Here is a 23,599-nt window from a genome sequence, read left to right on the forward strand (position 1 = left end):
ATGAAAGGCCGCCCCTTTGCGACCCCTTACTGAGAGAGCCTAACGCCGTTGTCGGAAAACTTCATTTCGCTGTGGCTTGGTCCAGCAGAGCTCCGCCTGCGTTGTTCAACCGGTGCATCGGCCAGCGCCGCGATTGCCTGGCGAAGCGGCGACGCAGGGGCGGTTTCCCGGAGTGCGGCCCCCCTGAGGAGCGCTGCGTCAGCTGAGTCAAAGTCAGCTGGGAGGAACGCCGAAATCGGTACCGGAGGACCGAACCGCTCCCACGCCTCCCGAAGCTGACGCTCCGGCGAACGGCCAACCGACGCTGCACGTACCTTGTTGAGAACCACCCGGGGCGAGGCGGTGGGCACCGCATCCTGCAGTTCTGCCAGTGCCCGGACCAGACGGGGTACACCGATCGAATCAGCCGAACCGACCGCGACAATCTGCTCAGCCAGTTCCAGGCAGCGCAGCGTCGCACCGTTCCGGCGCGGAGCCATCGTGTCGAAGCTTAGCTCCTCGTCCGCTTCCAGCCCGAAAGCACAGTCGACCACGACGGTGTCGAATACCGACCGTGCAAGGGCGAGCAGCCGGGTGAGCGCGGACGGTCTCAGTTCAGCCCACCGGTCTGCACGGGTGACACCGGTCAGCACATACAGCGGAAGACCGTCGAAAGTTACTTCAATACAGGTTCTCTCAAGCGTAGGTGCGTCAAGGATTCCCTGGTCGGCCAGACGGCAGGCGTGGACTATACCGGCGGATTCATCGAGCAGCCCCAGAAACGCGGCAACGCTCGCGCCGTAAGTGTCAGCATCCATGAGCAGGACCTTCGAGCCGCCGGCTGCCAGTTCAGCGGCCAGATTGACCGCCACCGTTGTCCGGCCCGGCGCCCCGGTTGGACCCCAGATAACCAGCATCTTCCCGTTGCCCGGGAGCTCGGGGTCATCCGACGGAGACGGGACCCTGGGATCGAGGGAATGCGAGGTGTCGCCGAATGCATGGCCGGGCGAGCCGTCGCTTTGCTGGCGCTCGAGGTCCGCCACCGCGGCGGTGACTTCCCCGGCAAGTACAGCGGGCTCCACCGTTGTCGGCACATACCGCACGTCGAGGGCACGCAATCGCTTCCGGGCCTCGTTGTCATCGGTCAGGGCAACGACGGCGACGTCGGCGGCGCGCAGTCGCTCCACGAGCGTGGACGTGATTTCACCTGCTTCAAAGGCGATGAGTGCTGCGCGCGCGATCCCCGTCTGACAGGCAGCGACCATCTCGGTGAATTCCTCGCAGCGCCGAACCACCGTGACCGGTCCGCGAAGCTGCTCCAGGCCCGTTACGCAGTCACCCGCGGCACGTCCCACTGTGACAACCGGGATGCTCATTGCGCACCCGCGTTGACGACCACGGCAATCCTCGACTCATTGGACAACGCGTCAAGGAGAGCGGGAAGGGTCTCACCATCGACAAGCACAAAGATCCTTGCCGATTGGGCGGCGCCAAGGGCTGAATCCTCGCGGGTGTACTCATAAATTTCGGCAGCTTCCAGAAGCAGTTCAGGCGTGCCGAATCCGTTTCCCTCGCCCCGCGGCGAAACCCAGACGTCCACCCGGTCGCCCGTGGCGGTGCCGGCAGGCAAGGGATCCTCGACGGTGAGGCCCACGGGTTTGCGATCGAGTGAGTCAGCCACTCCCACTCCGTCGGAAGGGAGCAGCTCACCGGCCGATACAAACCGCGTCGCGACTGCGTTATCCGGAATGCCCTCGCCCGCCGTCCGGTATGACCCCTCGACATCGCCGAGCCTTACGTCAACGATGCGGAGGTCCTGATCGGTAAGCTCCGACCCGACAGGCAAATCCGCACGGGCCGCGTACACTCCGGTGGTCTTGTCCGCGCCCTCGACGAGCGCGATGACACCGGCGGTGGAGGCACATACCAGCAGCACACCGACGAGAAGGCGCGGATCCTTCCAGGATGGCTTGCGTAGACGAACCGGCGCAGGTGCGCCGGCCGGACTGTCGATTCTGAGACTCACATTTCCCCTGTTCCCCGCCGTTCGCGGCGTGATTTTCAGGTGTACACGCCATCAGCAATTCTCTGCCAGTAAACAGGCAAATGGAAACCAACCGAAGGAATCGGCAACAAACTGTGGATATCGTCAGTCTCCTGAACCACGGGGTGGCAAGATGGTTGAAGAACGTATTCTTGCGTGAATCGGGAGGAAGGCGGCTTTCATGGCAGAGAAACGGTTCATGACACTGGCCGATGTGGGCGAAGTTCTCAACATCTCGTCGTCTCAGACCTACGCCCTGGTACGCTCCGGCGAACTCCCCGCAATTCAGGTCGGCGGCCGCGGACAGTGGCGGGTGGAGACCCAGGTCCTTGAGGACTATATAGCCCGTGCCTACCAAAAGACGGCAGCCAGCGTGAGGGACGGTCTGCACGCGGAGCATGACGTCTAGGCAGATGGTCCGGCGCCGATCGGGGGCGGCACCCTACTCAGGGTGCCGCCCCCACTCATTCCCCGTGGTCCGTACCGACTAACGGGAAGCAACCGCTGCGATTCCTGAGAAGGGAACGGCATAAACGGTGGTGACCCGCGCCGAGCGCCGCACCTCCCCGGGCAACACGGCCGCGATCTCAAAAAAATCCCGTCCAACACGGTCTATGGTTCCCTCGATTCGACCGCGGCCGTCCGTTCTGTGAACCGCGACCGGCCTGCGTTCCCGGGCGAGGGTCCGGAGAGCCGAGCCGAGCCCGAGCGCCGCCTGAACGCGGGATGTCTCGCCTGCGATCCGCCGGCCCAATCCTTCCACATGCTGAATGGCACCCAGCCGGACCAGTATCTCCGCTGCCGCCGTACTCAGGACCAGCCACTCTGACCCCAGGTGCGTCAGTTCTCCCTCGAAGAGGTCTCCGCCCGAGGTTCCCACCTTCAGCATCAGCCCTGTCTGTCCGCGAAGACGCTCCGCAAGTGTCACCATCCCTTGGTCCCGACGGACCCGGTCGGCTATTTCGGCCTCCCGTTCGCCCCATTCAGCGGCCTCCAACTGGGCTTCCATGTCTTCGAAAAGGGCTTTCCAGCGCATCAGCCCACCCTACGGCTGGGTATTTATATCGGTCAACCTGTAGACATCAAACGCGATACAGGATATACATAGCTCATCAAACCACATCAAACTGCATCAAACTTGCTGAAGAGGCCGGAATGAGATCAGGAATATTGTCATCGCTGCTCGCGCTTGGGGTTCTGCTGCCGGGGAGCGCCCTACTGCTCGCGGGGACGTCCCTCCTGAATGGCCACAGGTCGACCGCTGTGCCCTCGGGGCTGACCTCGCTGGTGGGGATGGGCGTCACCATGTTCGGGATGCTCGTCCTGCTTTGGCTCGGCTTCAGTTTCTTCGCCGCCCTTGCAGCGGAGCTGCTTGTCCGGCGGGGCCACGATCACGTGGCCCGCTGCCTGGGTGTGTTCGTCCCCATATTCATGCGCCGGGCTGCCTGCCTGGCATTGGGCACGAGCCTCGTGGCCGCACAGCCTGCCTATGCACATGCGGATCCGGCCTCCTCATCCCCCGCAGTGACCGTGCCCCTGGAGGCCCCTGGAGAACCATCGGATCTCGATCCCCAGTGGATTCCGGTCGAGTCACCCCGCGTACTGGGGCCGTCCTGGCAACCGACAGTCCTGCCGCCCGACGGTGGTCTGCTGGTCAAAGAAGTCCGCGAGGGCCGGTCCATCATGACCCCGGCTACAGCGGAAATCATCGTGCGGCCCGGCGACTCGCTGTGGGCAATTGCGGCCCGCCACCTCGGACCCCAGGCAACCGACGTCCAGATCGCCGAAGCCTGGCCTCACTGGCATGCAGCAAATAGAGACCTCATCGGGGATAACCCGGACCTGCTTCAACCCGGGCAGGCACTCCGTCCTCCGGCGGCTACGCCGACACATTCGAAATAGGGTGAGGATACCCGTGAGCCCCCTTTCCCACGTGCGCCCGGCATCCGGCGCAACCGAGCTGGCACGCGTCAGCGGCGCGCCAAGGCCGGTCCCGGTTTCCGCCGCAGTGTCCGCCGCCCGAGAGCAGACCGCAACTGTGCTGCCGCTCGCTCGTCCTCCGGCTCCGAGCCCGGTACCCGAGATCCCGCCTGAAGTCGAGGCAGTCGCGCGCAGGGTAGCCCGCGGAGCGCTGGAGGTTCTGGGCGGAACGAGACCCTTGCAACAGATGTCCAGGCTGCTCGACGCCCGCAGCTACGAACGCCTTCAGTTGCGGTCCAACCTGATCCGCAGCATTCACGAATCCCACGGCGGCGCCGCTACGGGCAACGCTCTACGGCTCCACCGCAACGTCATTATCCGGTCGGTCCGTATCTGTCCCATCACGCCGAACATCTTCGAGGGTTCGGTGGTCGCCGCCGAGCAAAAGCGCGCCCGGGCAATAGCGCTCAGAATCGAACGTCTACGCGGACAGTGGCGCGTGACCGAACTCCAGATCGGCTGAGGCCATGCAGATGCTACCGAGTCGGCGCAGCTACTTGCGCCGACGCTTCGCCGATGATCGCTGCTCGGCGCGGGTTCCCTTCTCCGCGTCCGATTCGCTGCGACGACGCTCAACCCGGGTTTCGACGCCGCCCTGCGCGTTGGGGGCGGTGAAGGCCAGGCTGGCCGGACGCTCGGGCTCTTCGAGTCCCGCCGCCTTGATGATCGGCGTATCAACCAGGCCCCGCCCATCGGCAACGCCCGGCAGGCCTGCCTTCTGCGCGGGGGCCACTTCAACGTCGAGGTTGAAGATATAGCCGATGCTCTCCTCGCGGATGGCCTCCATCATCGCCTGGAAAAGCACAAAGCCCTCACGCTGATACTCAACGAGCGGATCACGCTGTGCCATGGCACGCAGCCCGATGCCCTCCTTGAGGTAATCCATCTCGTAGAGGTGCTCCTGCCACTTCCTGCCGATGACTGAAAGCACGACCCGTCGCTCGAGTTCACGCATCGACCTCTCGCCAAGCGCCTCCTCGCGCTGCTTATACGCAACCTTCGCATCCGAAAGAATCTCCGCATGGAGGAAGTCGCGAGTGACCTTCGGCTTTCCTCCGGCTTCCTCCAGCACCTCATCGATCGTGAGGCTGATTGGGTAGAGCGTCTTCAGGTTGGTCCACAGCTGTTCGTAGTCCCAGTCATCGCCGTGTCCCTGGGCGGTCGCTTCATCGACCATGGCCGTGACGACATCCTCCAGGAAGTGCTCGACCTTCTCATGCAGGTCATCACCCTCAAGAATGCGTCTGCGATCGCTGTAGATCGCCTCGCGCTGCCTGTTCAGGACGTCGTCGTACTTCAGGACGTTCTTGCGCTGCTCGGCATTGCGGCCCTCAACCTGCCCCTGCGCGTTCTCGATCGCCTTGGAGACCATCTTCGACTCCAGTGCGACATCGTCAGGCATCGAGGAACTGTTCATGATGCGCTCCGCCGCACCGGAGTTGAACAGACGCATGAGGTCATCGGTGAGCGACAGGTAGAAGCGGGACGCTCCCGGGTCTCCCTGCCGGCCGGAACGGCCCCTGAGCTGGTTGTCAATGCGCCGTGATTCGTGCCTCTCGGTGCCGAGCACATACAGCCCACCGAGGTCGCGTACTTCCTGCTGCTCGGCCTCCACTGCCTCCTTCGCGGCAGCGAGCGCGTTGGGCCATTCCGCCTCGTATTCCTCAGGGCTCTCGGCCGGGTGAAGCCCCTTCTTTTCCATTGCGGCCACAGCGTTGAATTCAGCGTTTCCACCGAGCATGATGTCCGTTCCACGACCGGCCATGTTCGTTGCCACGGTGACCGCACCTTTGCGGCCGGCCTGGGCCACGATCGCGGCCTCGCGGGCATGGTTCTTCGCGTTCAGTACTTCGTGCCTGATGCCGGCCTTCGCGAGCTGCTTCGACAGGTACTCGCTCTTCTCGACGGACGTGGTGCCGACAAGAACCGGCTGACCTTTCTCGTGCCGTTCGACGATGTCCTTGACGACCGCGTCGAATTTCGCCACCTCGTTCTTGTAGATGAGGTCGGAACGGTCTTCCCGGATCATCGGCCGGTTGGTGGGGATGGGAACTACGCCGAGCTTGTAGGTGCCCATGAACTCGGCAGCTTCCGTCTCGGCTGTGCCGGTCATGCCGGACAGCTTGTCGTACAGGCGGAAATAGTTCTGAAGGGTTACCGTGGCAAGCGTCTGGTTCTCGGCCTTGATCTCCACGCCTTCCTTGGCCTCGATCGCCTGGTGCATTCCCTCGTTGTAACGACGGCCGGCGAGAATACGTCCGGTATGTTCATCCACGATCATGACCTCGCCGTTCAGGACAACGTAGTCCTTGTCCCTCTTGAAGAGTTCCTTCGCCTTGATTGCGTTATTAAGGAAGCCGATCAGGGGTGTGTTGGCGGATTCGTAGAGGTTATGGATGCCAAGGTAGTCCTCGACCTTCTCGATACCGCTCTCGAGCACACCCACCGTGCGCTTCTTTTCATCGACTTCATAGTCGGTGTCGCGGGTCAGACGGGTGACAACCTTGGAAAACTCGGTGTACCAGCGATTCACGTCCCCGGAAGCCTGTCCGGAGATGATGAGCGGCGTACGGGCCTCATCGATCAGGATGGAGTCGACCTCGTCCACAATGGCGAAATTGTGTCCGCGCTGCACCAGTTCGTTTGCGCTCCAGGCCATGTTGTCACGGAGGTAGTCGAATCCGAACTCGTTGTTTGTTCCGTAGGTGATGTCCGCAGCGTACTGGGCGCGGCGCGTCGCCGGGTCCTGTTTTGACAGAATGCAGCCGCAGCTGAGCCCGAGGAAGCGGAACACACGACCCATCAGATCGGACTGATACTCCGCGAGGTAATCGTTGGTGGTCACTACATGGACGCCGTTGCCCGTGAGTGCGTTCAGATAGGCCGGCGCGGTAGCCACCAGGGTTTTACCCTCACCGGTCTTCATCTCGGCGATATTCCCAAGATGCAGGGCCGCGCCGCCCATCAGCTGCACGTCGAAGTGACGCAGGCCGAGGGTACGTGCCGAGGCTTCCCTTACCGCGGCGAATGCCTCCGGCAGGAGCGCCTCAAGGGTCTCGCCCTCCTGGTAGCGCTTCTTCAACTTGTCGGTTTCGCCGCGCAGCTCCTCGTCGCTGAGGCCCCGGAATTCGTCTTCCAGTACATTGATCGCATCGGCGTAGTTGCGGAGTTGCTTCAGTGTCTTCTTATCGCCGGTACGAAGGACTCGTTCAAGAAGTGATGGCACTGGTATTTGCTCCCAATCTAGGTACGCCGTTTACTGGCGGGTTCAGTCTACGTGAGAGACGTCCTGTCCCCCGATTTAGTTCCCGGCCAAACTCGCCGGCCAGATGCGCGGCGACCTCGCCTGCGAGATCCCCCTTGGGTTCGACATCGATGCGCTCCAGGCCCAACCAGTCAGCCATCAGCACCAGCTCCGCGGCCAGCTCGACGGCGGTGTCCGCCGGTGCTGAAGACTCACCGTATGCGCCGCGCACGACCAGGCGGTTCTGGGCACGGTCCGCCTTGAGGTCGACCCGCGCGGCCATGCAGTCGCGCAGGAGGAACGGCAACACATAGTAGCCATACCTGCGCTTTCCCGCCGGAGTATAGATCTCGATGCGGTAGTGGAATTCAAACAGGTTCTCCAGCCGCCGGCGCTCGAAAACGGCAGAGTCAAAAGGACTCAGCAGCGCCCTTCCCGTGGCTGCCCTCGGGAGCACCGAGCCGGCATAGCGGTAGGCGGGCTGGTTCCACCGGTCGATCGTGACGGGAATGAGGGTGCCGCGCTGGACGAGGACGGATAGTGCTTCATCGGTAGCCTTCATCGGGAGGCGGAAGTAGTCAGCAATACAGCGGACGGTTCCGACCCCGATGGCCCTGGCAGCGCATTCTGCCAGGTGGAGATACGCTTCGGCAGCGGGGACTTCAAGCTGGGCGGCCCGCGGATCGGGCAAGACTTTTTCCGTCAGTGCGTAACGCCGCTCGAACTGCGCGGTTCTCCCCGCAGACGAGACCAATCCACGTTGGAAGAGGTCCTCGAGGACCCTTTTCGCCGAGCTCCAGTTCCACCCCCACTGATCTGTCGTCCTCTGCTCGATGTGGCCGATACGTTCCTGTACCTGCGCTGCGGTCAGGGGTCGGCTCCTCGCGAGCAGATCAAGAATGCGGCTGGCGAGGGAATCCCTCACCTCCTCGGGCAGCGAAGCGGCGCCCGCCCATTTTCGGGTCTGGGTTGAGACGAGGTAGGGAAAGAGCTCCGGCAGAACCAGGGATGCCTCATGTGCCCAATACTCCACCAGGCGGCGCGGGCCCCTGGATGAGAAACGGTCCAGGAGGGTTCGGTCGTAGACACCCAGGCGCGCGAACAACGGTAGGTAGTGGCTGCGGGCCAGCACGTTGACGGAATCGATCTGCAGAAGCTGAAGCCGGGCAAGGGTGCGGCCCACCTCCCGGGTTCCCGGTGATCTGGTGGGCCGCTCCCGTGCCAGTCCCTGCGCCTCCAGCGCGATCCGGCGTGCCTGGTGGCGGGTGAGGGAATAGGTCATTGCCTGATCATAGATTCCTGTCAGGCACTACGCAGTTGCTGCCTCCCGTGCCCGGTAGGCGACGAGCTCTTCGTGCGGGTCTTCCGGCCCGTCCGCGCACTTCGCGTCAAGGGTGATGACACCGTAGGTCCACCCCTGGCGCCGGTAGACAACAGACGGTGCACCAGTCTGTGAATCCACGAACAGGTAGAAATCGTGGCCGACAAGCTCCATGTTGTCCACTGCGTCATCGAGGCTCATCGGGATTCCCGAGAAGACCTTCCGTCGAATCAGGACGGGCGAATCGCCGGCAGGGACGTCATTGTCGATCTCATAGTTCGGCATGTCGACCGTGTCGGCGCTGCCGGTGTGGTTGGACGACGCCGCATAGATCGGTTGATCCGTACTCGCGGGTTCCAGCGTGGCGGTCGCCTCCCTGACCGCAACGGGTGTGTGCCTGCCGTGATGCACCTTGCGGCGGTCCCGCGCGCGGCGGAGCCGCTCCAGCAGTTTGCTGTACGCGAGGTCGAATGCCGCGAACTTGTCCGCTGCGGAAGCTTCCGCCCGGATGATCGGCCCCCTCTGCATCACCGTGAGCTCCACGGTCAGCGCACTGTCTGCCTGACGTGCGTTGGGCTCCTTGGTGACCTTCGCGTCAAGCCTTTGAACCTTGTCCCCCAGTTGTTCGATTTTGTCGATCTTTTCCTCCGCATATTCGCGGAAGCGGTCAGAAACTGCGAGGTTTCGTCCGTTGATCATAAATTCCATAGTGCCCTCCAAAATCGCTCAGGTGACACAACAGCGGCCGAGGATGAGCTCCTTCCAGCCGCTGTCGATGGGTAACTGTCTTCGTTGTGATACCCATACTTCACGGTAGTTCACCAAGTGTTTGAATTCACCCCTACCCGCCGGTTTTTTTCGATGGATCGCTCCGGGCGTTCTTCGGGATGCTTGGGACATCCCCCGGTACGGACGTCTATCGGGCTGAGCCGTTCTCCTTCCCACGGGGTGCCGGCGTCGCCGCGATCACCACGGCGCCTGAAACCACAGCCCCGGCGTTCCGGAGCACCCGGGCGGTTTCAGCGATGGTCGCTCCGGTGGTGAGTACGTCATCGACAATGAGGCAGGCCCGGCCCGGGCTGATGAGCCGCATCAGCGGAGCGGCTTCCATGCTGCCCACAAGGTTCTGCCGCCTCCCCTGCCTGCCGAGCGCCTTTTGCGTGCGTCCGCCCGAAGTGAGCGTCCAGGCCGTTCGCGGCCGCCAGCCGATCCTGACGGCGGCCGCAACCGAAGTCCCCGCCGGCAGTTCCGCCCTGCGGTCCAATCCGCCGAGCAGCAAGGACAACGGATCATAGCCGCGACGCCGGGTCGAGGCACCGCGCGCGGGAACCGGAACGAGCAGCACTTCCGCGGCCTCCGCACAGAGCGTCCCTCTGGCCTCATGCAGCGCACCGGCAAGCGCCGCCTGCAGCCAGCGGCCAATATCCGTATGGCCGTGGTTCTTGAAAGCAAGCAGTGCGGCCGACAGGGCCCTGGCATAGGAGCCCGCTGCCACCACCGGGAGGGGGCTGAAACCATCTGCGTCGGGACCGGCTGCACCCAGCCCGCATACCGCTTCCGGCAGCGCCTCTGCTCCATGCTCGGCGCGGAACGGCCGGACGGTGGCTCGGCGCAGCGTGGCCGCGCACCCGGCGCACAGGGAGCTATCAGGCAGCTCGCACACCACGCATTCAGTAGGAAGGATGAGGGAGCCGAACTCGTGCAGGGCGCCCTCCAGACGGCCGCACGTGGGGTGCAGGCGAACAGCGTCCAGGCGTCGATCCAACCCTGCCTTCCACATGCCTCAACCGTGTCACAGCGGACGCGGAGGCGTCGGCGATCCGGTCAGTCTGTGGATAAGGTCAGGAACCGTCAGCCGGCAAAGGAAGGATCGCGCGCGGTGACGCCCTGATCCGTCCAGGTGTTTCCCACTACGCCGTAGATGCTGTTTCCGCTCTGCGCGAAGACATTGGTACGGCCGGTGCCCGCGCTGAGGTGCTGAAGACCGGCGAGGGGACGGAACTCGTCCGGCTCCGAAGCGAAAGGAAGGAGTGTGGCGGTAACCGAACCCTCCGTGGCGGTATCCGCGACGACGACGGAGGTTTCGGTAACCCACTTTGCTGTGTCCACAGCCCCGGGCGGATTAAGCGAGATCGGATCGCTCAATGTCTGGGGCACGCCGTCCTCGCTCCGGCTCACACCGGACAACAGCAGCTGGCTCTGCCCGGACTGCTGGGCGACGATGAGCGCCCGCGCCCCGTCGCGGGAGATGCGGATCTCGCTGATCGTCCGGTTTCCCAGCCATGGCGCGAGGACATCGATCGCGTTGTCGGTACTTCCCCCCGGTGGGATCGCCCGCACATAGGAGCGCCCGTCGGAGGTTCCCGCCGTCCAGATCCAGTTGGCGGGATCATAGCTCGGTGGGGTCAGGTTCGATCCTGCCGTCACCGCTCGGACGTTCTGGCCCTCGCCGGTTGCCAGGAGCCGGGTCCGTTCATCGTTGAGGAATGCGAAGTTCCTGCCGTCATAGGACATCGCCGGGTCAACCGGATCGAATCCGGCGACGGAGGGCACATCCGCTGCGGGAGACAGCTGACCGCCCTCGAAGAAGGCCAGTTCATTCTCGCTGATCACTATCTGCCTGCTGGGAACGGCCGGGTCCAGTTCGGGCAGCACCAGGTCGGGATCAATGTCATACGGAATCGGCTGGCCCGCCCGCAGCTCCACCGAGTTCACCGTGTTGAGTCCCGTCAGCGTCACCCGGAGCTGCTGTTCCATCTGCTGGCGGCGCAGGTTGTCGGTTGCGGTGAGGATGTCCTGCGTGAAGTCGACCGTCGCCGTCCCCGATTCAATGGGGACGGATTCAACCGCAAGAGCTGTGTTTTCCGGGAAGGCGCTGGTTACGGCACCCTGGAGGTAAGGCGCCGGGCCGTTGATCAGCGCCTTGACGATATTGGTGGCGATACCCTGGCGGTTCACGAACCAGCGCACATCGGGAACCCAGTACTGGTAGCTGCTGCTGTAGTAGTAAAGCTCATGTGGTTGGAGAAGGTTCTCGGCATCCGCTGCGGAAATCATGATTCCGGTCGGGATCTCGGCGACGCGCCATTCTCCCTGCACCTGCTCCATTCGGACTGTCATGGATTCCGTGGTGCCCGGCCCCACGTTGCGCCTGATTCCCGCCGCGTCGATATAACCCGCCACTTCCACCTGAAGCTGGAGCTCGCCTTCGGTCGGTGTGGAGCTGATCTTGAAATCCGAGCGGTAGATGGTGATTTCCTGCTCCGGCGCCCAGGTCTGTGCGAGCGATGGAGTGAGATACGACCGGGCCACGCTGTAGTTGTCCGAAACGCCGATCCCTGCCACGAGGAAGCCGTTGAGTATTTCCCCGGGCCGGGCGCCTTCCCGCGGGGGCGGCGGATTATTCACAAATCGAGCACCCGTCTCAGCCTCGGCGGTCGCCTCGATGGTGCCCACCGGCCCGGCCGTCGGTATGGAGGAGCAGGAGGTCAGGAGGAGCAGCAGGATCACGAGCGGAGCGATCCGCCCGATAACGCCCGCGGTCATCGTTCCCCTCCAGCCGCGCTGTGCAGTGTGGGCACTGCGTCCGGCGTCGTGGTTGCCGTGGCCGGACCGGGCGGGAGCGCTGCCTGTCGCGGGGGAAGCGGCAGGGGAGACACTTTCAGCACGGAATCGCGGCGCTTCGGCAGCGTGAGCCGGAAACAGGAACCTTCCCCCGGTGACCCCCACGCCTGCAGCCACGCGCCGTGGAGCCGTGCGTCCTCAGTGGCGATCGAGAGCCCCAGTCCGCTGCCGCCGGTGGTGCGTGCCCGGGCCGGGTCCGCACGCCAGAACCGGTCGAAAACCCTGGCCGCATCCAGCGGGGTCATGCCGATGCCGTGGTCACGGACGGCAACCGCCACGGCGTCGGGGTTGGACGCGATGTAAATGTTGATCGGTTTGCCTTCGCCGTGTTCCAGCGCATTGACCACGAGGTTACGCAGGATGCGGTCGATCCGGCGGGGATCGACGTCAACCACGCACTTTGACTCGTTGGAAATTACCGTGATGTCCGACTTGTGGCTCTCCGCCAGGGGACGCGCGCCGTCGATGACGTGGTGGACGATCTGGAAGATATCGGTGGGCTCGGCGTCAAGAACTGCAGCACCGGCGTCGAAGCGGGAAATTTCCAGCAGGTCCGCGAGAAGGGCCTGGAACCGCTCGACCTGGTTGTACAGGATTTCCGCCGACCGGCGATTGACCGGGTCGAACTCCTGGCGTGCGTCATGGAGTACTTCCGCTGCCATCCGGACAGTGGTCAGTGGCGTCCTCAACTCATGGGAAACATCGGAGACAAACCGCTGCTGCATCTGGGAGAGCTGGGCCAACTGGGTGATCTGGTCCTGGAGGCTCGCGGCCATGTGGTTGAAGGACGCGCCGAGCCGGGCCACTTCATCCTCTCCCTGCGTCTCCATCCGCTCCTGCAGTTGACCCGCGGCCAGTTTCTCCGACACCAGCGCGGCGTGGCTGACGGGCCCCACCACGCTCCGTGTGACGAGCCAGACGATGGCTCCGATGGTCACCAGCAGCAGTGTCCCCCCGATCCAGGTAACTCCGTGGATGTAGTCCAGGGTGGCCTGCATGGATGAGAGGTCATAGATGAGGTACAGCGAGTACTCCGTCTGTTCCGGAGGGAGAGTCACTTTTGTGCCGAAGGCGATGCCCGGCACATTGAATTCGGTCCCCGAGGCTGAGGTGGCAAGCGTGATCGGGGACCAGTACTGATCGTCGCCGTTGCGCACTGCCTCGGCGAGCGCTTCCGGAATGGCCGAGGACTCCGTCAGTCCCGGGCTGGCAAAGGGCGACACGAAGATGCTTTCCTGCCCCGGTACGCCCTTGAGCATGAACTGCCGCGGCGCGTCGGCACCCCCACCCTCAAGGCTGGGGAGTGTGTCACGGACCAGCTGCGCTGTGGACTCCCGGTCGGTCACGGATGTCTGGGCGAAGATCTCCCGAACCTCGCTCAGGCCTGCGCTTGCCTCGGCCTTGAACTGGTCCAGTCTCTCCTGGTACAGCCCGTTGGCGATCTGGCTGGAGAGGAACGCGCCCACCGCCATGAGCGCGACTGCGGTGAGGACCAGGGTGGAGGTGACAGTCCGGAACAGTAGTGATCGACGCCAGCGCCGCGCTACCTGCGCCGTGACGGACCGGACCCACCGCCAACCCTGCGCGGCGCCCTGGGACGCCGAGCTCAGAGACTGGCCTGCCCGCACTTCCAACTTATGCTTGTCCTGCCTTATATCCGACGCCGCGAACCGTCAGTACGATTTCGGGAGCTTCAGGATCCCGCTCGATCTTGGACCGTAGCCGCTGTACGTGAACATTAACGAGCCGGGTGTCCGCGGCGTGCCTGTAGCCCCATACCTGTTCCAGCAGCAGCTCCCGGGTGAAGACCTGCCACGGCTTCCGCGCGAGGGCAACCAGCAGGTCGAATTCCAGCGGTGTCAGTGAGATCGGCTCCCCAGACCGGGTGACCGAGTGTCCCGCCACATCGATGCTCACCTCGCCGATGCGGAGCGTTTCAGGTGCCTTCTGGTCACCGGGACGCAGACGGGCTCGGACGCGCGCCACAAGTTCTGCCGGCTTGAACGGCTTCGGTACGTAGTCATCCGCCCCTGACTCCAGACCGCGGACGACGTCGGACGTATCCGATTTGGCGGTCAGCATCACGATGGGCAGGTCCGATTCATTGCGGATCTGCCGGCACACCTCGATACCGTCGATACCCGGAAGCATCAGGTCCAGGAGGACAAGATCCGGCTTGGTCGCCCGAAAGACTTCGACCGCCTGTGCTCCATCGGCACAGAACACCGGGTCGAAGCCATCGTTGCGCAGAACGATGCCTATCATCTCAGCCAGTGCCTCGTCGTCGTCTATGACCAGAATGCGTGCCTTCATATCCCCATAATCTCCCATTGCCCCAGCGATGTCGCATCAGCGCGCGCCATGCCCGCAGCCGAAGTGCCTTTGTCATCCTAGAGGACTATTTCGGGGCGACCCGCAGCCAACGTGCGCCGGAGCGCCGGCGATGGAGAACAATGGAAGCACAGAGCCCCGGCAGAAACGTCAGAGCCGGTAACTATAGTTCAGCGTGTAGGTAGCGGAGGGGCCTGGTACGTCCGGGCCTGAAGGAGCCGGCACCGGATCAAGCGGGCATCCGGCGGCACACCAGGGTAAGGGGATCAGCATGAGCGGGAACTTCCCGGAAGGGAAACCGGAGGATCGGCCGTGGCAGCCCCCGTCCGGGCCGCAGCAGTGGGGGGAAAATCTTCAGCCGCAGTGGGGCCAGGGCCAGCCCTGGCCGCAGGGGCAGCCGGCTCCCCAGGCGCAACCGGGATGGCCGACTCCACCGCCCGGCCAGTTTCACGGCTATCAGGCACCGCCCAAGCCCGGCATCATCCCGCTGCGCCCGCTGGGGTTGGGCGAAATACTGGACGGCGCCTTCCAGGCCTGCCGCCGCAACCCCCTCTCAACCTTTGGAACGGCAATCCTGTTCCAGGTGATCGTCGGCGTCGTCACGGTCCTCCTGACCGTGGGGCTGACGGGCTCCCTCACGTCATTCGACCCGGTCACCGCCTCCTCCGCGGAAATGACCGGGCTCGTGGCGTCTGCACTCTCCGTCGGGTCCGTTCTCGTCCTCCTGACCTCCGTCGGCGTGCTCATCCTGCAGGGTGTGCTGATCATCCCCATTGCCCGGGCCGTACTCAATGAGCGAACCGGTTTCGCCGGGCTGTGGAAACTCGCCGGTCCCAGGATTCTGCCCCTGCTGGGGCTGGGCGGGATGCTCTTCCTCCTCTGGACCGTTTCGCTCACCGTTCTCATCCTCATCCTCGTCGGACTCTCCCTCGCCCTCCAGGACGCCGCCATTGCCATCGTCGTGATCGGTGTGCTGGCAGCGGTGGCCGCCGCCGTCTGGCTCAATATCAAATGGGTGATGGCTCCGGCTGCCCTGATGCTTGAAGGGGTCGGCCCCATTGCCGCACTGCGTCGCTCCTGGACCCTCACCACCGGCAACTGGTGGCGGACATTCGGAATCCTGGTGCTCACGTCGATCATCGTCTCGATCATCACGCAGGTGGTGGCCGCTCCAGTGTCCTTCCTCGCCTTCGGTTTCGGGTCATTCACCTCGACGCCGGCCAGCACCGAAGCGGCGTTACTTGAGTCCTTGCCGGTCCTCCTGGTTGTCCAGGCGGTCACTGCGGTCTTCACCGCCATCGGCTTTGCGTTCCAGGCCGGCGTCACCGCACTGCTCTACGTCGACCTCCGGATTCGCCGGGAGGGTTTCGACATTGTGCTGCTCCGCGAGAACGAGGCGCGCGCGCACGGCGCCTACTCCCCCATTCCCGGGCAGTCGGCCGGCGGACAGTTCGGCCACCCGGGGGACGCGCCGCCCCAGAACCGGCCAGGAGACTGACGCCGGTGCACCACGCCCAACCGCTGTTCCGGCTGCCTGCCGCCGTGCCCGTGCAGCCCGAAGCCGATGAGGCCCGCCGACTGCTCCAGGATGAACTCGCCAAGGGCGTCTACCGGCAGGCCGAACCCTCACTCCTTGAACGCGCCTGGACAGCCGTCCTGACCTGGCTCGGTGAGCTCCTGCGCCAGATCAGAAGTGTTGACGCAGGAGTGGGGACCATTCTGCTCGCGGTGGGCGCCGGCGTCGTCATCGCTGTGGCTGTGCTCCTGATCAAACCACGGCTCAACGCCGTAAGACGCCCTGATCCAACGGTTTTCCCTGCCCAGTCGAGCCTTTCAGCGCAGGCGCATCGGGACACCGCAGAGGCTGCCGCCCGCACCGGGAAGTGGGATGAGGCACTCACCGAACGTTTCCGCGCCATTACCCGCGCCGCCGAAGAACGCATGATCCTCGACGAGCAGGCCGGACGAACCGCCGTCGAGGTGGCCCACCGGCTGCAGGATCTGTTTGCCGCCCAGTCGGATGAACTTCACTGGCTGGCGGAGCGCTTCAATGAGGTGCACTACGGTTCCCGTCCGGCCGGCCAGCCCGATTACCGGCGAGCCGCGGAACTGGACCTGGAACTGCAGCACACCCAGCCCCGCCGGCAGGCAGGCAGCGCACACTGGGCGGCGCCGGTATGACAGCCCCTATGCCCACCAGCCCGCCCGAGGCCCTGTCCACCGGTACCGGAACCGCAGCGACCGCAGGGGAAATAGTAGGCGACGGCGGAAGCTTCCGCTCCACCATCCTCGACAGGCTGGGGCGTGCCCGCAGCTGGATCATCCTTGGCGTCCTGCTCGGTACTGCGGTCCTGATCGGCGCGCTGGCCGCTGGATCCGGAGAACGGGAGCCGCTGTCCCCGGAGAACCCCGCGCCGGAGGGCGCCCGGGCAGCAGCAGAGGTCCTGGGACGCAGTGGCGTCGACGTGGTCCGCGCAGAATCATTCGACGATGCGGTGGACGCGTTGCAGGGGCCGGATGACACACTGCTCCTGCACGACCCCGATTCCTGGTTGAGCGCCGAACAGCTTGCTGCCCTTGGTGGCGGCCTCGCGGATCGGACCGTCCTGGTGGAGCCTGGACTTGCCGCGCTGACCGAACTTGCTGACGGCGTTCGTTCCGCCGGAGTGGTCCCCGCAGGATCTGAAGAACCGCTCCCGGCGGACTGCGCAAACCCGGACGCACGCGCCGCCGCGGAAGTGAGCGCGGGCGGATTGTCCTACCGCGGCCCGGGGACCTGCTTTCCCCTCCCCCAGGACGACGGCGCCAATCCCGCCGGCATTTTTGTCACCACAGCTGATGAAACCGTGGCCGTGCTGGGGCACGGAGCAATCATGAGCAACGGCCTCATCGATGATGAGGGGAACGCCGCGCTGACGCTGCGCGTCCTGGGAAGCACTCCAACACTGGTCTGGTACCAGCCCACGGCTGAGGACCTTGCAGTCACATCCGGGCCGGTTGATCCCCGGAGCCTGCTGCCGGGTTTCGTGGATCCCCTGATGTTCTGGCTGCTCGTGACAGCGCTGATCGCCATTCTGTGGCGCGGCCGGCGTCTGGGCCCGCTGGTCGCCGAACCGCTTCCCGTCGTCGTCCGCTCCGCTGAAACCGCTGCCGGCAGGGCGCGCCTGTACCAGGACGCCGGCGCTGTGGCACATGCCGCCGAAACGCTGAGGTCAGCGACCCTGATCCGCCTCGCCGCTGCCCTGCGCATACCGCCGGACGGCCCGCGTTCATCGGTCGTCGAGGCGGCCGGCCGAAGGACCACCCGTGACTACACCGACCTCGACCGGCTGCTCAACTCCTACACTCCCTCCTCCGACGCACAACTGGTGCAATGGAGCCAGGAACTGGAAAAACTCGAACAGGAGATTCTTCGTCCATGAACCAGCAACACCCGCATCAGCCGGCACCAGCTGAGCACCAGACGGCTGAAGGCCGTGCCGAGGCAGGCTCAGCGGTGTCCGCCCACACCCATCCGACAGATCCGGCCCGCAGTGCCCTCGTTGCAGTGCGCAGGGAAGTGGCCAAGGCCGTCGTCGGGCAGGACGCAGCAGTGACAGGGATGCTCATTGCCCTGCTGGCGAGGGGGCATGTCCTTCTGGAAGGTGTTCCCGGGGTGGCGAAGACACTGCTGGTCCGCAGCATGTCCGCCGCCCTCAGCCTTGACACCAAGCGGGTACAGTTCACGCCGGACCTCATGCCCGGGGACGTGACGGGCTCCCTCATATTCGAATCCCGTACCGCCGAGTTCACCTTCCGGGAAGGTCCGGTCTTCACCAACATCCTCCTCGCCGATGAGATCAACCGCACGCCTCCGAAAACCCAGGCGGCGCTGCTGGAAGCGATGGAGGAAAGGCAGGTGTCAGTGGACGGCGTGACGCGCCCCTTGCCGGAGCCGTTCATTGTTGCCGCCACCCAGAACCCGGTGGAATACGAAGGCACCTACCCGCTCCCGGAAGCGCAGCTGGACCGATTCCTGCTCAAGCTCACCCTTCCCCTGCCCGGGCGGGACGATGAGATTGAGGTGGTGCGCCGGCACAGCGCCGGGTTCGATCCGCGTAACCTCGACGACGCCGGAGTGACAGCCGTCGCGGGCGAACGGGACCTCGCAGCGGCACGGCACGCAGTACACCGGGTGGGTGTTGCTCCCGAAGTGCTCGGATACATCGTCGACGTGGTGCGCGCAACGCGTTCCGCGCCGTCGTTCCAGCTCGGGGTCTCTCCCCGGGGCGCGACGGCCCTGCTGAATACCTCGCGAGCCTGGGCGTGGCTCTCCGGCCGTGACTTTGTCACCCCGGATGATGTGAAGGCACTGGCCATGCCCGCCCTGCGGCACCGCGTGGCCCTGCGTCCTGAGGCGCAGATGGACGGACTCAGCGTCGACAACGTCCTGGGTAACATCCTCAGCACCGTTCCCGTGCCGAGGTAGCAATGGGCTTCGCAGCATGAGCGTTACCGGCCGCCTCGTCCTCCTTGCGCTCCTCGGCGTTGTCCCGGTGCTCCTCTACCCCGGCCCTGCCTCCATCACCGTGTGGGCAGCTTTGCTGGTTCTCGGCTCCGCGCTGGACCTCCTGCTCGCGGCCTCCCCGCGTGCGGTCGGGGTCCAGCGCCAGCTGCCCGAGACAGTGCGGCTGACTGAGCGGACCATCAGCACGCTCACCGTGCGGAACCATTCCCGGCGTCCGTTCCGGGGCTGGATCCGTGAAGGCTGGCAGCCGTCCGCGGGCGCGCACAACCCGGTACACCACCTGCGCGTTCCCGCCGGAGAGGGCCGCAGCGTGTCGGTACAGCTTGTTCCCCGCCGCCGCGGCGACCTGCGGGTGCACCATGTGACCATCCGGAGCGCGGGCCCCCTGGGTCTGGCCGCACGCCAACTCACCGTTCCTGCGCCAGGTATGCTGCGCGTCCTGCCGCCGTTCCATTCCAAGCGGCTGCTGCCCTCCAAACTGCGCCGCCTGCGCGAACTCGACGGACGGGCAGCAGTGCAGATCCGGGGCGCCGGAACCGAATTCGACTCGCTGCGCGACTACGTTCGCGGAGACGACGTCCGGTCGATCGACTGGCGTGCCTCCGCGCGGCGACGCGATACCGTTGTCCGCACCTGGCGGCCCGAACGGGACCGCAGGGTGGTGATCGTGCTGGACACGTCGCGGACTTCGGCGGCCCGCATCGAGGACGAACCCCGCCTGGACACAGGGATCGAGGCCTCGCTCCTCCTCGCGGTGCTGGCCCAGCGCGGCGGTGATCGTGTGGACTTCCTGGCCTTCGACCGCCGTCAGCGTGCCCGGGTCCAGTCAGCGGGTAAAGGCAACCTCCTCGCGGCCCTCGTCACGGCGATGGCTCCCCTCGACTCCGAGCTGATCGAAGCCGACTTCTCGCGCATCCCCGCACAGGTGCGCTCCATTTCGGCCCATCGCAGCCTGGTGGTACTCCTGACCGCACTCGACTCAGGTGCCGTGGAGGAAGGGCTGCTGCCCATGCTTCCCTCGCTCACCTCCCAGCATGTGGTGGTGGTGGCGTCGGTCCGCGACCCGCACCTTGACGAGCTGCGCCACCGGCGCGGCACGGCGGCGGAAGCCTACCGTGCGGCCGCAGCGGAACGCGCCCTCCTGGACCGGGCCGCCATCAAGGAGCGGATTCACCGGCTCGGCGCGGAGGTTGTGGATGAGCCCCCGCATGAGCTTCCGTCCCGGCTGGCTGATCTCTACATCCGTCTGAAGGCCGCGGGCAGGCTGTGACAGCGTCGGCACCGAATCACCTGTACCAGCCCACCTCCAGGAGAAAACATGACAGCCTCGATCTACCAGCGGGCCCTCGGCGCCGGGTTCAGCCGCCTGCAACCTGAACTTCAGGAGTATTTCGGCCTCCACGAGGATTCGAAGGTGTACGGAACCGGACAGGGCACGTTCGACGTCGCCGGCGCGCCTGTCCCACTCCTGCGTCCGTTGTTCGCACTCGCTGCAAAGGAAAACTCGTTCTTCCCGGAATACGAAAACAACGTGGACTTCACCGTGCGCAATTGGGCGCACCGCGACCCGTTCGGCAGGCCCTCCCTGACCGCACGGCGTGAAATTTCCTTCAGCAACGCTACACGGGTTTTCGAGGACACCACGTCGTGGACCGGGGACCGGTTGGTCGACTACCTGGGTGCCCATCGCCGCATGGCCACGGCCCTGACCTGTGAAGTAACAGCCAACGGGCGCATGCGGATGATCTCGTCCGCCACCCGCCTGTTTGCCGGGCCGCTCAGGCTGCCGCTGCCCGACGTCGTCGGTGCCCAGGCCTACATGGAGCAGTGGTGGGACGAGGATGAGGGCCGCTTCCGCATCAAGACCAACGTGCTGCACAGGCAGCTCGGTCCGGTACTCGTCTACGCCGGCTGGTTTACCTATGAGCTCACCGGGTACGACGGCGGGCTGCCCGGGCATGCAGCGCCGGCACGTTGGGAACGGCGCACTTGAGCGGCGGCGCACTTGAGGGGAGGCTGCGCCTCAGGCGTCCGCGATCGCCTGGTTGAGGGCATCGGCGCTCTGATGGAGGTGCGCCAGGACCCTCCGCGCGTGGTCCGGCCCATGTTCGGACAATCCGTCAGCGGGTACCAGCCGGACGGCACCGAGTGAGTCCAATGCCAGTCCGATCCCGCGCCAGGGCCGCAGCAGCACGTCGGCTGTCTCCTGCACCCGGGGAGCACTGCCTCCGGCAAACCGCACACCGGCCCAGAGGGTCCTGCCTCCTTCGATCAGTTCGGCGAGGGTCTCCCACTGACTGGTGGATACACCGCCGGCCGGAACAGCAACCCCCACCCCGGGCACCCGCTGCACGAGGGCAAGCTGTTCCGGCGTGCGGAATGACAGCACAACCGCGGATGCTCCCGCGCTGCGGGCGCCCTCAGCCAGAAGCGTCCAGGCCTCCACAGCCTCCTGTTCCGGTACGGCGCGCAGGGTTCGGTACCCGCTCGCGGTGGGTATGCCGCCGCCCAGCACGCCTGCGATCTCCGGTTCGTCCAGCTGCAGCGTGAGTTTCGCTCCCGGACTGGCGGCGGCCGCGCGGTGCAGTAGCGATGCGACGCCGTCAAGGAGCGCGTCGCGGAGATCGCGCCGTGCCCCATAATCGATGAGGGCGCGTTCACCGTTGTGCAGGTGCAGGTTCGCGGCGAGCGACAGCGGTCCCCGGCAGTGAACCTTGAGCGCGTCTGCGGGACGTTCTTCCTCGCCCACGAGGTCGGCGAGGACGTTGACATCCGTGGACAGCGCGGAGACCGCCCGCCGGAGATCCTTTCCGGGTCGGTCCACCAGCCTCCAGCCGTGGGGCTGAAGGTCTACGGGCAGTTCCGCCAGTAACGCCGCAGTCCTGCCGATCTCATCGCTTCCTGCTCCCCGTTCAGGCAGGGAAGGCAGGAAGGGAAGGTTGGGGCTGCCGAGTTCACCGCGGATGACCCGGAGCGCTTCGACAGGGTCCTGACCGGGCCAGTCCCCGAGCGCCGTGACGGTCACTGCCCCGGAGTCAGGCAAGACGGAGTCGGACCGGGCGCCGTCAGGCATCACGCGCGACATGGTTCTGTGAGATGTCCTGGTGATGGCGGATGACCTCGGAAATGATGAAGTTCAGGAATTTTTCCGCGAACGCCGGGTCGAGGTTCGCTTCCTCCGCGAGTGCACGCAGCCGGGCGATCTGCGCTGCCTCGCGGTCGGGGTCCGCGGGCGGCAGTTTGTGTTCGGCCTTCAGGTGGCCCACCCGCTGGGTGGCCTTGAACCGCTCGGCAAGCAGATAGACCAGCGTGGCGTCGATGTTGTCGATGCTGCCCCGGACTGAGAGAAGCTCCTCCATGACTGCGGGATCAACTTCGCCTGCGAGGGAGCTCGCTGAGGGATCAAAACGGCCGGTGTTCTCAGTCATGGTTCCAGTTAAGCAGACTGCGCAGGGGCACAACGCATTGTGTCCGGAACCGGCCGGGTGCTAACGCGCCGGTGCCAGATCCGGGCGCTCCAGGGAACGGGCCGAATCCAGGGTCGCCTGGCCGAGCACCCGGGTGCCCTGGTAGATGACCACGGTCTGTCCGGGAGCGACCCCGCGCATCGGTTCGATGAGCCGCACCACCAGGTTCTCGCGGCCGTCCTCGTCCCTCTCGACGTGGGCGCGCGCGTCAACCGGATCACCGTGGGCGCGCACCTGCGCCATGCAGTCGAATTCCTCGCCGGTGTCGACGGCGGGAATGGGCACGCCTGCCCAGGACACCTTGATGCCGCGTAGCTGGTCAACCGCGAGCATCCGTTCGGGGCCCACCACCACGGTGTTTTCCTTCGGACGGATCTCCAGGACAAACCGGGGCTTGCCGTCCGGAGCGGGGCGTCCGAGCTTGAGGCCCTTCCGCTGGCCCACAGTGAACGCGTTGGCGCCCGGGTGGGTGCCGATCGTCTCACCGTCAACATCGACGATATTCCCCTCGGTCAGCTCAATCCGCTCTTCCAGCCAGCCCCGGGTGTCGCCGTCGGGAATGAAGCAGATGTCATGGCTGTCAGGCTTGTTGGCGACCGAGAGTCCCCGCCGCTCCGCTTCTGCCCGTACTTCCGCCTTGGACGGTGTCTCAGCGAGCGGGAACATGGAGTGCTTCAGCTGCTCATGCGTCAGCACTCCGAGCACGTAGGACTGGTCCTTGGCCCAGTCCGCCGCACGGTGCAGTTCGCGGCTGCCGTCAGCGTTCTCGATGACCTTCGCGTAGTGCCCGGTACAGACGGCATCGAAACCGAGGGCGAGTGCCTTCTCGAGCAGGGCGGCGAACTTGATGCGCTCATTGCAGCGCATGCACGGGTTCGGGGTGCGTCCGGCGGCGTACTCGGCAATGAAGTCGTCCACCACGTCTTCCTTGAACCGCTCCGAAAAGTCCCAGACATAGTACGGAATGCCGAGGATGTCGCAGGCCCGCCAGGCGTCCCGGCTGTCCTCGATAGTGCAGCATCCGCGGCTCCCGGTGCGCAGGGTGCCCGGCATGCGGGAGAGCGCCAGATGCACTCCGACGACGTCGTGGCCCGCCTCGACG

At 65.2% G+C, this 23,599-nt stretch carries 22 protein-coding genes; 9 read left to right on the forward strand and 13 right to left on the reverse strand.

Annotation, left to right across the window (positions count from 1 at the left end):
* Positions 1–26: 26 nt before the first annotated feature.
* Both X803_RS0103985 and X803_RS0103990 read right to left on the reverse strand, forming a co-directional pair.
* Entirely contained in the window at positions 27–1,355 is a 1,329-nt protein-coding gene (locus tag X803_RS0103985) for a CpaE/TadZ family protein (RefSeq protein ID WP_026544133.1), read from the reverse strand.
* Positions 1,352–2,005 (reverse strand): SAF domain-containing protein, encoded by a 654-nt coding sequence (locus X803_RS0103990; protein ID WP_084033355.1) that lies wholly within the window; start codon positions 2,003–2,005, stop codon positions 1,352–1,354. Before X803_RS0103990 ends, X803_RS0103985 begins: the two co-directional genes overlap by 4 nt.
* A gap of 199 nt (positions 2,006–2,204) precedes the next feature.
* Here X803_RS0103990 and X803_RS0103995 point away from each other — a divergent pair, with 199 nt between their 5' ends.
* Positions 2,205–2,432 carry a helix-turn-helix domain-containing protein gene (locus X803_RS0103995; RefSeq protein WP_026544135.1) on the forward strand — a complete coding sequence of 76 codons (228 nt, stop codon included), beginning with the start codon at positions 2,205–2,207 and terminating at the stop codon, positions 2,430–2,432.
* Positions 2,433–2,510: 78 nt separating this feature from the next.
* Here the strand turns inward: X803_RS0103995 and X803_RS0104000 are convergent, their stop codons facing one another.
* Positions 2,511–3,059: a hypothetical protein gene (locus X803_RS0104000; RefSeq protein ID WP_026544136.1), complete on the reverse strand. Its 549-nt coding sequence runs from the start codon at positions 3,057–3,059 to the stop codon at positions 2,511–2,513.
* A 119-nt stretch (positions 3,060–3,178) separates the two neighbouring features.
* Between X803_RS0104000 and X803_RS20930 the strand changes: the two genes are divergently transcribed.
* Complete coding sequence (locus tag X803_RS20930; RefSeq protein ID WP_156929957.1) at positions 3,179–3,925, forward strand: LysM peptidoglycan-binding domain-containing protein; 747 nt, start codon at positions 3,179–3,181, stop codon at positions 3,923–3,925.
* Between the two features lie 13 nt (positions 3,926–3,938).
* Positions 3,939–4,466, forward strand: a complete 528-nt coding sequence (locus X803_RS21745; RefSeq protein ID WP_156929958.1) for an Rv3235 family protein — start codon at positions 3,939–3,941, stop codon at positions 4,464–4,466.
* Between the two features lie 30 nt (positions 4,467–4,496).
* On the opposite strand, the gene secA is transcribed toward X803_RS21745, so the two are convergent.
* From secA to mtrA, 7 genes are all read right to left on the reverse strand, one after another.
* Positions 4,497–7,229: a preprotein translocase subunit SecA gene (gene secA / locus X803_RS0104015; RefSeq protein ID WP_026544139.1), complete on the reverse strand. Its 2,733-nt coding sequence runs from the start codon at positions 7,227–7,229 to the stop codon at positions 4,497–4,499.
* A complete protein-coding gene (locus X803_RS17655) occupies positions 7,213–8,529 on the reverse strand; it encodes a winged helix-turn-helix domain-containing protein (RefSeq protein ID WP_084033357.1) in 1,317 nt (438 codons plus the stop codon). The genes secA and X803_RS17655 overlap by 17 nt, the downstream gene beginning before the upstream one ends.
* 27 nt (positions 8,530–8,556) lie before the next feature.
* Entirely contained in the window at positions 8,557–9,276 is a 720-nt protein-coding gene (gene raiA, locus X803_RS0104025; RefSeq protein WP_026544140.1) for a ribosome hibernation-promoting factor, HPF/YfiA family, read from the reverse strand.
* Between the two features lie 208 nt (positions 9,277–9,484).
* A complete protein-coding gene (locus tag X803_RS17660; protein WP_051470431.1) occupies positions 9,485–10,333 on the reverse strand; it encodes a ComF family protein in 849 nt (282 codons plus the stop codon).
* Positions 10,334–10,419: 86 nt separating this feature from the next.
* Complete coding sequence (locus X803_RS0104035; RefSeq protein WP_026544141.1) at positions 10,420–12,114, reverse strand: LpqB family beta-propeller domain-containing protein; 1,695 nt, start codon at positions 12,112–12,114, stop codon at positions 10,420–10,422.
* On the reverse strand, positions 12,111–13,820 hold the full coding sequence (gene mtrB, locus X803_RS0104040; RefSeq protein ID WP_245702630.1) for an MtrAB system histidine kinase MtrB: 1,710 nt from the start codon (positions 13,818–13,820) through the stop codon (positions 12,111–12,113). Before mtrB ends, X803_RS0104035 begins: the two co-directional genes overlap by 4 nt.
* Before the next feature lie 7 nt (positions 13,821–13,827).
* Positions 13,828–14,505 (reverse strand): MtrAB system response regulator MtrA, encoded by a 678-nt coding sequence (gene mtrA, locus X803_RS0104045; RefSeq protein ID WP_026544143.1) that lies wholly within the window; start codon positions 14,503–14,505, stop codon positions 13,828–13,830.
* 289 nt (positions 14,506–14,794) lie between these two features.
* Here mtrA and X803_RS17665 point away from each other — a divergent pair, with 289 nt between their 5' ends.
* Genes X803_RS17665 through X803_RS0104075 form a run of 6 tightly spaced genes read left to right on the forward strand, consistent with a single transcriptional unit; the run spans position 14,795 to position 21,023 of the window.
* Positions 14,795–16,021, forward strand: a complete 1,227-nt coding sequence (locus tag X803_RS17665; protein ID WP_051470432.1) for a DUF7847 domain-containing protein — start codon at positions 14,795–14,797, stop codon at positions 16,019–16,021.
* A 5-nt stretch (positions 16,022–16,026) separates the two neighbouring features.
* Entirely contained in the window at positions 16,027–16,704 is a 678-nt protein-coding gene (locus X803_RS0104055; protein WP_051470433.1) for a DUF4129 domain-containing protein, read from the forward strand.
* Complete coding sequence (locus X803_RS0104060) at positions 16,701–17,945, forward strand: DUF4350 domain-containing protein (RefSeq protein ID WP_084033361.1); 1,245 nt, start codon at positions 16,701–16,703, stop codon at positions 17,943–17,945. Before X803_RS0104055 ends, X803_RS0104060 begins: the two co-directional genes overlap by 4 nt.
* Positions 17,942–18,991, forward strand: a complete 1,050-nt coding sequence (locus X803_RS0104065; protein ID WP_084033363.1) for an AAA family ATPase — start codon at positions 17,942–17,944, stop codon at positions 18,989–18,991. The genes X803_RS0104060 and X803_RS0104065 overlap by 4 nt, the downstream gene beginning before the upstream one ends.
* A gap of 16 nt (positions 18,992–19,007) precedes the next feature.
* Positions 19,008–20,300, forward strand: a complete 1,293-nt coding sequence (locus tag X803_RS0104070; protein WP_026544147.1) for a DUF58 domain-containing protein — start codon at positions 19,008–19,010, stop codon at positions 20,298–20,300.
* A gap of 48 nt (positions 20,301–20,348) precedes the next feature.
* A complete protein-coding gene (locus X803_RS0104075) occupies positions 20,349–21,023 on the forward strand; it encodes a DUF4166 domain-containing protein (RefSeq protein WP_026544148.1) in 675 nt (224 codons plus the stop codon).
* Positions 21,024–21,053: 30 nt separating this feature from the next.
* On the opposite strand, the gene X803_RS0104080 is transcribed toward X803_RS0104075, so the two are convergent.
* The 3 genes from X803_RS0104080 to mnmA form a co-directional block, all read right to left on the reverse strand.
* Positions 21,054–22,103, reverse strand: a complete 1,050-nt coding sequence (locus X803_RS0104080) for a uroporphyrinogen decarboxylase/cobalamine-independent methonine synthase family protein (RefSeq protein ID WP_051470457.1) — start codon at positions 22,101–22,103, stop codon at positions 21,054–21,056.
* Positions 22,096–22,458 carry a chorismate mutase gene (locus X803_RS0104085; RefSeq protein WP_026544150.1) on the reverse strand — a complete coding sequence of 121 codons (363 nt, stop codon included), beginning with the start codon at positions 22,456–22,458 and terminating at the stop codon, positions 22,096–22,098. Before X803_RS0104085 ends, X803_RS0104080 begins: the two co-directional genes overlap by 8 nt.
* A gap of 60 nt (positions 22,459–22,518) precedes the next feature.
* The coding region (gene mnmA, locus X803_RS17670; protein ID WP_035777890.1) for a tRNA 2-thiouridine(34) synthase MnmA at positions 22,519–23,599 on the reverse strand (1,081 nt) is incomplete at its 5' end.

Source organism: Arthrobacter sp. 35/47, assembly GCF_000520475.1.
Lineage (GTDB): Bacteria > Actinomycetota > Actinomycetes > Actinomycetales > Micrococcaceae > Arthrobacter_D > Arthrobacter_D subterraneus.

Bases quoted from the DNA above. Each gene is read 5' to 3' on its own strand.
- X803_RS0103985 (WP_026544133.1), bottom strand. From the start codon at position 1,355: ATGAGCATCCCGGTTGTCACAGTGGGACGTGCCGCGGGTGACTGCGTA.
- X803_RS0103995 (WP_026544135.1), top strand. From the start codon at position 2,205: ATGGCAGAGAAACGGTTCATGACACTGGCCGATGTGGGCGAAGTTCTC.
- X803_RS0104000 (WP_026544136.1), bottom strand. From the start codon at position 3,059: ATGCGCTGGAAAGCCCTTTTCGAAGACATGGAAGCCCAGTTGGAGGCC.
- X803_RS20930 (WP_156929957.1), top strand. From the start codon at position 3,179: ATGAGATCAGGAATATTGTCATCGCTGCTCGCGCTTGGGGTTCTGCTG.
- X803_RS17655 (WP_084033357.1), bottom strand. From the start codon at position 8,529: ATGACCTATTCCCTCACCCGCCACCAGGCACGCCGGATCGCGCTGGAG.
- raiA (WP_026544140.1), bottom strand. From the start codon at position 9,276: ATGGAATTTATGATCAACGGACGAAACCTCGCAGTTTCTGACCGCTTC.
- X803_RS0104035 (WP_026544141.1), bottom strand. From the start codon at position 12,114: ATGACCGCGGGCGTTATCGGGCGGATCGCTCCGCTCGTGATCCTGCTG.
- mtrA (WP_026544143.1), bottom strand. From the start codon at position 14,505: ATGAAGGCACGCATTCTGGTCATAGACGACGACGAGGCACTGGCTGAG.
- X803_RS17665 (WP_051470432.1), top strand. From the start codon at position 14,795: ATGAGCGGGAACTTCCCGGAAGGGAAACCGGAGGATCGGCCGTGGCAG.
- X803_RS0104060 (WP_084033361.1), top strand. From the start codon at position 16,701: ATGACAGCCCCTATGCCCACCAGCCCGCCCGAGGCCCTGTCCACCGGT.
- X803_RS0104065 (WP_084033363.1), top strand. From the start codon at position 17,942: ATGAACCAGCAACACCCGCATCAGCCGGCACCAGCTGAGCACCAGACG.
- X803_RS0104070 (WP_026544147.1), top strand. From the start codon at position 19,008: ATGAGCGTTACCGGCCGCCTCGTCCTCCTTGCGCTCCTCGGCGTTGTC.
- X803_RS0104075 (WP_026544148.1), top strand. From the start codon at position 20,349: ATGACAGCCTCGATCTACCAGCGGGCCCTCGGCGCCGGGTTCAGCCGC.
- X803_RS0104080 (WP_051470457.1), bottom strand. From the start codon at position 22,103: ATGCCTGACGGCGCCCGGTCCGACTCCGTCTTGCCTGACTCCGGGGCA.
- X803_RS0104085 (WP_026544150.1), bottom strand. From the start codon at position 22,458: ATGACTGAGAACACCGGCCGTTTTGATCCCTCAGCGAGCTCCCTCGCA.